10 protein-coding genes are annotated in these 12,355 nt (G+C 46.5%); 3 read left to right on the forward strand and 7 right to left on the reverse strand.

Annotated features, from left to right (window positions below; all coding sequences use genetic code 11):
• The 3 genes from FBF61_RS25335 to FBF61_RS25345 form a co-directional block, all read right to left on the reverse strand.
• Positions 1-3,318, reverse strand: a complete 3,318-nt coding sequence (locus FBF61_RS25335; protein WP_166444608.1) for a TonB-dependent receptor — start codon at positions 3,316-3,318, stop codon at positions 1-3.
• Positions 3,319-3,609: 291 nt separating this feature from the next.
• On the reverse strand, positions 3,610-4,680 hold the full coding sequence (locus FBF61_RS25340; protein WP_138482604.1) for a FecR family protein: 1,071 nt from the start codon (positions 4,678-4,680) through the stop codon (positions 3,610-3,612).
• 242 nt (positions 4,681-4,922) lie between these two features.
• Positions 4,923-5,507, reverse strand: coding sequence for a sigma-70 family RNA polymerase sigma factor (locus FBF61_RS25345; RefSeq protein WP_138482606.1), 585 nt, complete (start codon positions 5,505-5,507; stop codon positions 4,923-4,925).
• Positions 5,508-5,660: 153 nt separating this feature from the next.
• Between FBF61_RS25345 and FBF61_RS25350 the strand changes: the two genes are divergently transcribed.
• Both FBF61_RS25350 and FBF61_RS25355 read left to right on the forward strand, forming a co-directional pair.
• Positions 5,661-5,873, forward strand: coding sequence for a hypothetical protein (locus FBF61_RS25350; RefSeq protein WP_138482608.1), 213 nt, complete (start codon positions 5,661-5,663; stop codon positions 5,871-5,873).
• Positions 5,874-5,929: 56 nt separating this feature from the next.
• Positions 5,930-6,247 carry a hypothetical protein gene (locus tag FBF61_RS25355; RefSeq protein WP_138482610.1) on the forward strand — a complete coding sequence of 106 codons (318 nt, stop codon included), beginning with the start codon at positions 5,930-5,932 and terminating at the stop codon, positions 6,245-6,247.
• A 14-nt stretch (positions 6,248-6,261) separates the two neighbouring features.
• Here the strand turns inward: FBF61_RS25355 and FBF61_RS25360 are convergent, their stop codons facing one another.
• Positions 6,262-7,080: a phytanoyl-CoA dioxygenase family protein gene (locus tag FBF61_RS25360; protein WP_138482612.1), complete on the reverse strand. Its 819-nt coding sequence runs from the start codon at positions 7,078-7,080 to the stop codon at positions 6,262-6,264.
• 139 nt (positions 7,081-7,219) lie between these two features.
• Here FBF61_RS25360 and FBF61_RS25365 point away from each other — a divergent pair, with 139 nt between their 5' ends.
• A complete protein-coding gene (locus FBF61_RS25365; RefSeq protein WP_138482614.1) occupies positions 7,220-8,089 on the forward strand; it encodes an AraC family transcriptional regulator in 870 nt (289 codons plus the stop codon).
• A gap of 5 nt (positions 8,090-8,094) precedes the next feature.
• Here FBF61_RS25365 and FBF61_RS25370 read toward each other — a convergent pair whose 3' ends face one another.
• From FBF61_RS25370 to FBF61_RS25380, 3 genes are all read right to left on the reverse strand, one after another.
• Positions 8,095-11,001: a PVC-type heme-binding CxxCH protein gene (locus tag FBF61_RS25370; RefSeq protein ID WP_138482616.1), complete on the reverse strand. Its 2,907-nt coding sequence runs from the start codon at positions 10,999-11,001 to the stop codon at positions 8,095-8,097.
• A gap of 34 nt (positions 11,002-11,035) precedes the next feature.
• A complete protein-coding gene (locus tag FBF61_RS25375; protein ID WP_205748316.1) occupies positions 11,036-11,908 on the reverse strand; it encodes a sugar phosphate isomerase/epimerase family protein in 873 nt (290 codons plus the stop codon).
• 86 nt (positions 11,909-11,994) lie between these two features.
• On the reverse strand, positions 11,995-12,354 hold the full coding sequence (locus FBF61_RS25380) for a YraN family protein (protein WP_138482618.1): 360 nt from the start codon (positions 12,352-12,354) through the stop codon (positions 11,995-11,997).
• Position 12,355: the final 1 nt, after the last annotated feature.

The following is a 12,355-nucleotide window of genomic DNA, read 5'->3' on the forward strand; positions in this document are numbered from 1 at the left end:
TTAGAAATTGAGATTTAAACCAGCAGTGTAAACTTTCACATTCGGATAGCCGAACTGGGCATTTTCCGCACTTTCGGGATCAAATCCGCTGTCAAGCTTGGTAAAAGTCAAAAGGTTCTGACCACTCAGATAAATTCGCAACGAACTGACTTTTATCGCTTTAAGAACTTTTGGAGCAACATTGTAGCCTATTTGCAGATTTTTCATCCTCAGGTAACTCGAGTTCACTACACTGAAACTGGAGATCGCATAATTGTGCCACTGGCTTACGTGCGTTCTGGGAAAGCGGGCGTTGGGTGTTTCAGGCGTCCAGCGGTTCAAATGTTTGGTTTGCGCCTTGTAGCCATTTACAAAAGCAAACTGCACCTGATCCTGTAAATATTGTCGGACATTCGCCGCTCCCTGGCCTAGTATGGAGATATCAAAGTTCTTGTAACGGGCATTCAGGTTAAGGCCATAGGTTGTTTTAGGGATATCATTTCCCAGATCGACCCGGTCATCGCCGTTGATCTTACCGTCGTTATTCTGGTCTTTAAAAATCAAATCCCCTCTCTGAACCGGCGAACCTACCACTTTTGGAAGCGTTTGAACCTGCTCGTCGGTTTGGTACATGCCGATTGCCTCATAGCCAAAAAAGGAATTCCATGCATAACCTTCTGCCTGGATCCGTTTGGTTTTAGCCGGGTTTGCGTATTTCTCTACAATGTTTTTGTTGATGCCGATATTAAATGAGGCGCCGTAAGAAAAATCCCCTACGCGGTTGGTATGGCCTACAACCAATTCCAATCCTTTGTTTCTCATCGCTCCCGCGTTGACAGTCGGTGCCGGAAGTCCGTAAATTGACGATACCGGAACCGCAACGAGGATATTGTTTGTATAACGGTTGTAATAATCGGCCGTTACGGTCAGCTTGTTATTAAATAAAGCTACATCCGCGCCTATATCAAAAGTGGTACTTTTTTCCCACTGCAAATTGGGATTGGCAGCTACTTGCTGGGCGGCACCCGCAGCAATGGTACCATTGAAAGGATAGTTCACGCCAAGAGCAACAGTCGGGATATACAGGTAGTCCAGAATGTCATTATTACCTACCGAACCGTACGAACCTCTCAGTTTCAGATCAGTAATGATCTGTATGTCTTTAAGAAATTCCTCTTCCGAAACTCTCCATCCCGCCGAGAATGAAGGGAAAACGCCCCATCTTTTATCCGCAGCGAATTTGGATGATCCATCGTAACGCATACTGGCTTCCAGCAGATATTTCCCTTTGTAATCATAATTGACCCTACCGAAATACGAGCCCAGCTTACTTTCATAACTCAGCCCGTTTGCGGTCATACCCTCCGTCGAACCCGCGTCAATGTCTGTAAGATTATTGCTCGGCAGGTTTCTTCTGAAAGCTTTGTCTTCCTTATATGAGTATGTTTCGCGTGATGAGCCTGCCAGAACGTTGAAGTTATGCTGTCCAAAGCTCTTTTCGTAAGTCAGCAATGCTTGTAAAGTAATGCGGGAATTGCGGAGGTTTTCATCTTTGATAGAATTCGGCCCCTGGTAACTTCCATCGCCATAGGTGAGATCCTTGATATGCGTTTTCCGGTCGGTAAAAGTAAAATCGGCTCCGGCAGAACCTCTCAGTTTCAATCCTTTCGCAATAACCAGTTCGGCAAAAGCATTGCCCATTCCATTCGAAATCGTATTACCTACCGAGCCGCCATTTTGCACCCAGGCATTAGGGTTTCCGTCCAGGTATCTCATCCAGGTACCATTGGCATACTTGTCGGCCACTGTCGGCGGAATGCGGTTTGCATATACAATACTGAAATCCAGACCGGGCGCAGTCCCAATCGCGGATGGTTCACTGATGCCCTGCCTTATAAATGAAGAGGTAAGCCCTACGGAAAGCCGTTCCGAAATTTTGCTGTCCAGATTGACACGGACATTATATCGCTCATTATCAGTAGCTTTTATTAACCCTTTCTGATTGAGATAACCAAATGAAAGCAGATAACGTGAAGCTTCGCTTCCGCCCGAAACGCTTAGATTGTGGGCCTGCTGTATTCCTGAACCCTTGTACAAAAGTTTCAGCCAGTCGGTGTTGGGGTAATTGACCGGATCGGAACCGTCCCGGAATTTTTCAAGCTCGGCATCGGTAAATCTGGGCTGCTGGCCTTCATTCACCAGTCCTTCGTTCAGCAATTTCCCATATTCGTAAGATCCCAGATAATCGGGAAGATTGGTCGGCTTTTGAAAACCTATATAAGCGTTGTAGCTCACCACCGGCTTACCAGCTTTCCCTCTTTTAGTTGTTACCAGTATTACCCCGTTTGCGGCACGCGATCCGTAAATAGCCCCCGCAGATGCATCCTTCAATACGCTTATGCTTTCAATATCATTCGGATTAAGGTTTTCCATCGAAGAAATCAACCCGTCAACAACGACCATCGGAGAGGCGGCGGTGGCAGCACTGTTCATCGTTCCCACACCCCGCACCCTGATAATACCTGTGTCTTTGCCCGGCTGACCTGACCTTTGCACAACCGCCACACCCGGCAAAACGCCCTGTAAGGCACTCGACATATTGGTAACCGGCCGGTTGGTAACCTGCTCGGACCCCACCGTGGCTACCGCGCCTGTCAGGTTTATTTTTTTCTGCGTTCCATAACCTACCACAACCAGCTCTTTCAGGGCAGTATTGTCCGGCACCAGACTTACCGACAAACTGGTCTGACCGCTTATATTGATTTCCTGCGTCACATAACCCACAAAACTGAGCACGATCACCACCGGGCCGCCGGCGGCCGCCGAGGCGTCGGGAACTTCCAGTTTAAACTGGCCGTCACCATCCGTCGTAGTCCCTCTTTGCGTTCCCTTCAGCACCACGCTTACGCCGGGTAGCGGCGCGCTGGTTTCGTCCGTCACCCTGCCACTGATCTGGGCGAGCAGCGGATCTGTTTCATTTTCAAGAATTTTCTCAACCGTTTTAATGGACTGAGGCTTTGCTGCCGTAAGCAATATCCTGCCGGAGGCAATCTGATAACTTATGTTCAAAGGGGTGAGCAACGCATTCAAAGTTTCCGACAGCCGCTGTCCGGAAGCATGTAAAATCACTTTTCGTTCCGCTCTGATTGTTCTTTGACTATAGGCAAACTTCACGTCCGCCTGTGTTTCCAGCTGTTTAAGAACTTCCTTGAGTTCCGCTTTTTCAGCATGCAAAGTCACTTTTCGATCTAATATTTCCTGGGCTCGTCCTTCATGCCCGGCGTAGGTGAAGCCGGCAAATGCAATGGAAAAAATGATCTGGGTCAGGGAAATTTTCATAAGCACGCACAGGGACGCACAAAATTTAAACTGTCGAAATTTTTGCATAATTTTGAAAGGTTCTGTTGTGAAAATCAGGACAAAAACTTCACTCCGTTTATCTGCCAGGATAAATGTTTAAAGAGTGAAGGAAGAATCGGCCGGTAATGGTGGGGATCATTACCGGCTTTTTAAAATGGAACCCAGACGATGGTGTTCGTCCGGTTGCGGCGGGGTCAGGTTTTGAAGTTCATTGGTGGTGCTCGGTTATATGTGGGTCAGGAATTTATATATATGGTTCTCACAAAATGATCAGATCTCACAGCCTTCTCCCGAAATAAGTATCCGGGTTCCTTTTACTTCATAATCCGCCGAATTGGATTTACATATCAGATCCAGCTTTTCATACAATGACATATCCGAAACATCGCCGGTGAAAGTGCATTTTTCAAGGCGGTCATTGGCAAAAACAATCTCGATACCGTATTCCTGATGTAACACGGTTATAATTTCGGGCAGGGGTGTATTATTGAAATTCAGCCTGGCAGAAACTTTCCGGTCCTCGATCACGACTGGTTTCGCTACAATGCTGGTCAGCAGATGCCCGCTTTCCGAAAAATAGGTTACCCGCTGGTTGGGCGTCAGCAGCACACCGTTGTTGCTCTTATCAGTATGCGCAGCCTCAGGATCGGATTCTTTTACCATATTATTTTCAAAAACCGACACCTTCCCGGTCACCACTTCCACTTCCAGCGCCATGTCCTTTTCATTGGTTTTGATCCAGAAACTGGTTCCCAGAACTTTGGTAATGAGCTTTCCGCTGTATACCAGAAAGGGCTTGGACTCATTTTTAGTTACCTGAAAAAACGCATTGCCTTTCAGCTGCACTTCTCTTTTGCCTCCTTCAAATTCCTCGGGGTAGGTTACCTCGCTCCCCGGCGACATTGTAACCAGGCTATTGTCCGAAAGCCTGATTTGTTCGCTCTCTGACGTTTCATTTTTCTTAATAACCAGTTTGCTGGTAGGCGAAACGGTGATCAATGATCCGGCAAGCGCCTTTTCATTCCGTCTCTGGTTATTAAAAAACAAGAGATAAAAAATCCCGATGATCAGACTGGCGGCAATGCCGGAATAAACGAAAGATGTTCTCCACCAACCTCTATTTTCCTCTATTTCCAGTATTTCAGATTCACTATCATTGATTTCCCTACGGATATTTTTCAGCAACTTGTTTTCAAGCAACTGCTTTTCATGCGTGGTCAGCGAAAATTCCGGGTCGTGATTGATACTTTCGTACCACAAATGGATTTTCCTGATTTCTTCATCATCGCATTTCCCCTGGCGGTATTTCGAAAGCAGCGCCAGAATTTCTTTTTTGTCCATCCCTGAAACCGGGGTAACCCGTTATAAAGCTTTTTTCATTTCTAACGTTAAGCCGTGGAAGTGGGAAAATTTCCTAAACACTTTCGACGGTTCTTCGAAAGTTTATATAGAAATGAAAAAAATGGGCAGAATTCATTGAAATTGTACTATATAATTTTGCTACTATGGCACTAGCACCAAATGATCAAAGGTTTATCCTCAAATCACCCGATCATTATTCGGATTGAAAAAAAATGACATTGTCAAAGAAAACAAGGGAATAAAAAAGGAAGCGAAATAAGCATTTCATTGAGGTAAACCCGGAAAAAACGGGTTGCTTTCGCCAGATGGTATTCAATGGCTTTTTCGGATAAATTGAAGTGCGCGGCGATCTTGGGAACTGGCCAATGTTCAAGCCGGCTCAAACGGAAAATCTCGCCGGGCTTGTCGGGAAGCATTTCGAGGCCCTTGTGAATGGTATTGACGAGATCGTTAAAGACAATGGTATTTTCAGTATTCAGGTCTTCAAATCTGGAAAAAGCCCTGAAATAATTGTCATAATCGCCCTGTACACCTTTGGCCCGGATATGATCTATGACCTCATATCGCACAGCCGAGAACAGGTAGTAGTCCAGATTGGCAACCTGTATATTAGCTCTTTCTTTCCAGAGCCTGGTAAAAATATCCTGTACAATTTCCTCCGCTACTTCCCGGTTCTGCAGCTTTCTGTAGGCGACGAGGAACATTCTGTACCAGTAGTCATGGTAGATTCTGGTAAATGCCTCCTCGTCACCATTTTTCAATGCTGTTATCTGATTTTGTTCCGATAAAAGATTTTCGTCTGTCATGCCAGAATAATTCCAAAACCCGCGTGGACTAAAATACAAAATGCGTCTACGAGTCGCAAATGTTAAGAAAGCAAAGTTGACAAGAATCTACCCTCGAGGACTGCAACCCGAGAGCTGGGCTATTTGTTAATTTTGTATAAATTCTGTTCTATTGTGTTAGAAAAAACAGAACATATGCACACAGATCAAAAAGAAAACAGGTTTTCCAGCACTCCACTAACAATTGGAGCCACTTCCGGAATTATTTTTGGAGCAATTGCCGGGCCTTTTGGAGCATTGTTTGGCTCAATAGCCGGTGCTATCATAGGTTTTCGAATCGACAAAAACGACAAAGTTATTCCTCAAAAAAAGGCAGGTCTGCCGTGAAAGCGTCAAAAAGGACTATTGTTCACCACAGCTAGCCCCGGCTAACTTCGCTTTCAATGAACGAACATCTTCTTGTAGTGAGGGAATCCCTGAGCGGAATTGCCCCACCACTTATCATGGGCCTGATCGGTGCCATCTCGTATGGTCTGACCTGCGGGATCAGACGCGGTTTTCACAATATCAATGAAAAGGAGTTTCTGTTGATAATCACTGAATTTGCCGCGTTAGTGCCCGCGTTGAAGATCATTATTTTGTCATTCGACCGTAAATTACCCGTCGACAATTATTTCGATCGCCTTTACCTGATCATAGCAGGCGCACTAACCATACTGGTTACCGTTAAAGATATCGTTACGAAATTACGATTGACTTAAAATCCGACTCCTTGTTACAAAACCAATGGATTGAGCTCGGATGCCAATAATTCTCCGGCAGATGCGCCACACATCCAGCGCTGGCGGTCGGCTTCCTGATGTTTGTTTTGAGGTTCGGTGATCCTGGCGCCATCGGCAATGAAAATAATGGTCATTACTTCCCTCAGTACTTCTTTGGAATTATTGCCCGGGGCCGAGTGCAGGGTCCAGCCGTAGTGCCAGGTTGCGTCCCCGGCGTCCATCGTTTTGGCTCGCTTGATCTCAAAACCTTTTTCCTGAATAAATTTTTCCAGGGCAGCCTCCGATTCATCCGAAATCGGCATATTCTCGATAAAACCGGCTTCATGCGAGCCCGACGCGAAGGTCAGCATACCCATGTCTTCGGTAATATCGATCAATGGCATCCACATAGTGACAGTTTTGTCGGTGTCGAGCGGCCAATAGTATTGATCCTGGTGCCAGGGCGTGAAACCACCGCCGGGTTCTTTGTACAATGCCTGATCATGGTAAATCCTGACATTTTCGACGCCCAGCAAATCTGCGGCAATCTTCCCGAAACGTTTGGCCAGTGTATAATTTTTCACATCCTCATCCATTTCCCACAAATTCATAATCTGGAGAAATGCTTTTCCGTAGGTGTCACGGTCTTCGAGCTTACGCTTTTCGGTATTAAACTTTAACGCGGCTTTGTTAATCACATCCCTGTAATAGGCCACTTCGGTTTCATTCAGAATGTCGGGGATCAAAATGTGCCCGTCTTTTCTGAAGCTGTCAATTTCTTCCGTAGATACAGTTTTAAAGCCGGTTAGGTCCGGGGCAAGGAAATCGGTCATGTCGAGTGTTTTTAAGATTTAGGAATAATCATATCAAATTTCGGTAGTTCCCGCATTTTCAGTTAGGCCGATAATGGCCATTTAATGGAGTATTTTATCTATTTTTATTACAATTGATCATTTGTGAATAATATAGTCAATGATAAAGGCTCAGTTTGAATCCCTGAATCCGAAATCCCACGCGTCTTTTCTGGTCAATTCGTTTAAGCTGGAAAGCTTTACGGTTCCCTATCATTTTCATCCGGAATTCGAACTGACGTTGATCGTGAGGGGGAGGGGCAAAAGGTATGTAGGGAAAAATATGGGGGATTTTGAAGATGGCGACCTGGTTTTTCTGGGTTCAGACCTGCCGCATTCGTGGAAATCGGAAGACGTGACGGAGCCGGGCGGTTATGTACAATCCATCGTTGTGCAGTTTGAAAGAAATTTTCTCGGAACCGAATTTTTTAATAAACCCGAACTGGCCAATATCAATAACCTGTTCAAGATCAGCGCCTATGGCATCCGGTATCTTGACAAAACGACCGAAAATATCAGCAGCCAGATGAAACTGCTGGCCCAGGAGGAAAACGCTTTCAGGAAAATGCAGATGCTGCTCGATATCCTGGAAAACCTGGCCATATCCAGGGAGTATATTTTGCTGGACCAGGATGGAATGGTGGCGCAACAGCTGAATAGCAACAAAGAAAGGATCAATGCGGCTTTGGGCTACATTGTCGACAATTTCAGAAACGAGATTTTATTGAATAAAGTAGCGGGCATCGTCAACATGTCACCCAATGCCTTTTGCAAGTACTTCAAAAAGGTAACCAATAAGACTTTCATGGATACGGTGATTGATTACCGCATCAATTTCGCGATCCGGCAATTGCTTTCAACCGACAAGCCTGTTTCGGAAATTGCCATGGAAAGCGGGTTCGGTGATGTTTCTCATTTTTATAAAATATTCAAAAGAAACATGAAAATGAGCCCGCTGAATTACCGTAAAAATTTCCAGAAAGGACTGTAAAACCATTATTTAAAACTCATTAAATAACCCGTCAAGTCTGCGAGGTCCTGCTCGTTCAAACCCAGCGCTGTCGGTTCAGGCATGAGCGACGAAGGCATTTTTTCCCTGCTTTTGATCTGGTCGGCTTTGACGGAATGCTGCTGACCGGCGGCGTCTTTCAATACCACATTAGCCCCGTCGCTGAGCAGAAAACCAAAGTACGTTTCATTCTTTTTGGTAACAATGGTATAGCTCTCGTAGCCAAAAACCATGCTGGCAGACGGATTGACGATAGCATCCAGTAAGCCGTTTTTATCAAATTTTTTGTGGATCAAAGTCAGGTCGGGCCCGATGTCGGCTCCTGCTTTTCCATGTTTATGGCATGCCGCACAGGTATTTGCAAAAAGCTTTTCACCTTTTTCAACATTCCCGTTCATCCGCGCAATGAAGTCTGTTTTCAGGACTTTCCCGTTTCTTGGAAAAAACTGGCTGGCCACCACCCGGATGTTCTGATCGGGGTTTTTAAAAATCACTTCACTCACCGACCTGGCGATGGTATCGGGCAATTGTCCCTGTACCCGCATGTCCACCAGAATATTTCCACCGTTGAGATCGGACGCCATTTGTTTTGCAGTTTCAATGCGGGCTGCCATCGGCTGGTTTTTGTCAGAAACGGTTTTCTTCATTTCCAGCATTTTGCGGTATGCAGGCGTCATCACCTGCGTTGTCGCCTCTTCCCAGTTCAGCAGGTCAGCCCAATCGTTCGTTTTGCGGAAATTGAGCCACCAGGATGCCTGGGTTGACACATCCTGAAATGCCGATTTGGACAAGGAAACCATGGCGTCGGCAGCTTTTTTATCTTTGATGAAACCAATTGCAGTCAATGCCTTGCGTCGCTCGGCTGGCTGAACCTGATCCGATCCCGCGCGTGCCTTTAGCTCGTCAACAGCCTCGACCGGGTGCAAACGCCAGGTCAGATTTGCGCGCTGAGGTGAAAAGTGATAGGGATCAGCCTTGTAATGTTCGCTTACATAGCTATATACCTCCGATTCCTTACCATCCGATGCTGTGCCAATTGCTTCCAGCATCCATGGATCTTTTCCATCATATCGTCTGAGAAGCTGATAAATGCTCTCTTGCGCGTTTTCATAAGGCACATCCCGTAGCGCAATCCCCACTTCCCGGCGAACTGCTGCGTCAGGGTCTTCTGCCATTTGTTTAAAATAGGGGCTTACCGCATCTACCGATTTTAATGCCCGGAAAGCCGTGAGCCGAAACGACGCGTCGGGAGATTGCAGCAGCTTCACAACTTCTGCCTTCCCCTTTTGCCCCAGTTGCGCCAGCAGCCAGATCGCCCTCGCCCGATGGAATGGGTTTTCGGCAGAAAGCAGCTTCATAACATCTTCGACAACAGCATCTCCTTTGCTTCTCAATCCCTCAAATCCAAGCGCACGGACATTTACAGCGGGATTTTTCAATGCTTCGACCAAGCCATTTGTAGTATTCGGATCAAGTTGGGGAATAGTCAGTTTTTTGCCTTTAGGTGTGATGCGATATATTCTGCCGTAGCCTTTTTTATCGCGCATACCATGCCCGCCGACGATGGGATCGTACCAGTCAGCAATGTACACAGCTCCATCAGGCCCAACTGATACATCCGAAGGACGGAACCATTTCCTGAAATCATTGTCCGTTTCATACCACTCATAACGCTCGGAAGCCTGGGGGAACGAGCTTATCAGGTCACGTCGTTTGAGATTGAAACCTGCACCATTTTTTTCAGGCTGGTAAGCAAAAATGACATTTCGCCCGGCTTCGCAGCTGAGCAGCGTTCCGCGGTAATTTTTACCCAAAGCATCTCCTTCATAATAAACAATACCCGTCGGCGAACCTGCGCCGGTATTGTCACCAGCCGGCATCACGCCAGGATCTTCCTGGTGCCAGTGCGTTGTGAAGATATCCTGGCCCGGCCGGCGGTCCGCCTGCCAAAACCGTGTACCGTCTTGTGAAAAATAGCCGGCATTTCCATTTTCCTGTAAAAATGAAACCCTGCACGTAATCACCTGATCATCATTATCATTCTGCCACATGTTGCCATAGCTGTCCAGACAAACTTCGTAGCTGTTCCTGAAATTGTGTCCCAAAACTTTCAATCCCGTTCCGTCCGGGTTAATCCGTAATGCAAGCCCTCCTACCCACACCCGGCCATCGTCCGATTTCTGGTTTCCTTCGTTGCTTTTGTTATAGGGAGTACCTCCGGTGTACAAGCTCCCACTGCGTAAAGTCCAGCCACTTTTATCCGTTACATGATGCGGACCTGCATTGCCTGTGTTGAAATAATACCTGCCGTCCGGCCCGGAAACGACGGAATGTAAGGAGTGGTCGTGATCAAATCCGCCGAAACCGGTTAACAATACCTCCCGATGATCGGGCTTGTCGTCTCCGTCTGTATCTGTATAAATGATCAGGTTCGGGGCGCAGGAGACGATGGTTTTATTACCAATCACCGCAATGCCCAGAGGCGCGGTCAACAATGTATCTTCTACATACACTTTCGCCGACTCCGCTTTCCCGTCTCCATCCTTATCTTCCAGGATCATGACCCGGTCGCCTTTTTGTTTATGGCTCAAACGTTCCGCGGGTTTGGTATTGAAATCCCTGTAATTCACCGCCTCCGTAATCCAGACACGTCCTTTTGCATCAATATCCATATTGGTAGGATTGTAAAACAAAGGCGCCTCGGCCCAGAGTGTCGCTTCAAGATCGTCGGGCAAAAACAGGCGGGAAGAATCTTCCTGCGCGTTGATTGCTACGAATGATTTTTGTGGTAACCCAGGCTGATGATTCTGGTATTTGAAACCGAAAAAAGCCAATAAAATGGAAGCTACGGAAAAGACCAGGAATCTGGGAAAAGTATGGATAACGAAAGTCATATTACGGGTTTAAATATGGTTCGCAATGGTGGTTTCAGGAAAAGGAGAACAGCGTTTCCAGATACTTCCGGTTGTCTTTATAACATTCAATAATGTCGACGCCCGGAGGTGTTGCTCCTTCTATCTGCATCCACCCCTGGTAATCAATTTCTTTGACAGCTTTTGCGATCCTCGGCCAGTCGAGCGTACCTTGTCCGAGGCGCTGGCCATTTTCTTTCATGTGGATTTCACAGATCATTTCTTTCCCCAGCATGGGAATTTCCCTGTAAATATCATTGCCGGCATCTACGGCATTCCGGAAATCGTAGTATACCTTGACGGCTTTTGAACCCACCGCCTGTATGATATCCAGGTGTTCCTGAGCCGTCAGATATGACTCAATACCCAGGGTAACACCTTGTTTTTCTGCATGAGAGGCCACTTTTTTCAAACGTTCGACCACGGCCTTTTTCCCGGCGTCATCATTCCGGAGATCGCCCTCGGAGAAAAAAGCAAGCAAAATTACCTTAACGCCAAGCGCCTGCGCGGCATTTACACTATTCCATACCCACTCTTCTGTCTCGGGTTTTGATTTGTAAGGTACCCGGTTCAGCTCGCCTATCGCCAGACTGGAAACTTTGATGCCCGTACGTTCGGAAGCGTCGCGGATCGCCTGAAGCGTGGCGGGAACGGAAAGTCCTTTATGATCCTGACCTGTATTATAACTGACCTGTATACCCTGCAAACCGATTTGTTTGGCACGGTCAAAAGCTTCGGGATTCATACTTTTCCCGACAGACCAGTCGCACGCACCCAGCTGAAATTTTGGAGCAAAAGTGTTTAAAAGGCCCGAAACCGCTGAGCCCGCCAGCAGAAGCGAGCTTTTTTTAATCATTTCCCTACGACCAATAGGCAGATCATCATTCATATTAACAGCGCTTTAAGAATAAGAAATGTTATCCTCAAAATCTGTTTACAAATTGATTCTACTTGTCAATGAGTTTCTTACAGGCATTATTTCCAGAAAGCATCTTCTACGTGCCTGATATCCGTTTTCCCGGTTGGAAGGATGAGGATGGAAACAATGTCGAAACGGATATCGAAACGCCAGTCTTTGTCGTAAATATAATGTTCTGCCGCAGCCATGATCAGCCTGGCTTTGGTAACATTAACAAATTCTTCGGGCATGCCAAACGCGTTGCCGGTGCGGGTTTTCACCTCGACGAAAGTCAGCATTTTGTCTTTTCTGACGATCAGGTCAATTTCGGCGTGGCGGTGGCGGTAATTTTTTTCGATTATTTCAAATCCTTTTTCTTCTAAAAAGGCTGAAGCTTTTCGCTCTCCCCAGTTTCCAATGTCATTGTGTGCCGCCATG

Origin of the sequence: Dyadobacter bucti (assembly GCF_005869225.1) — a bacterium.
Taxonomy (GTDB): domain Bacteria; phylum Bacteroidota; class Bacteroidia; order Cytophagales; family Spirosomataceae; genus Dyadobacter; species Dyadobacter bucti.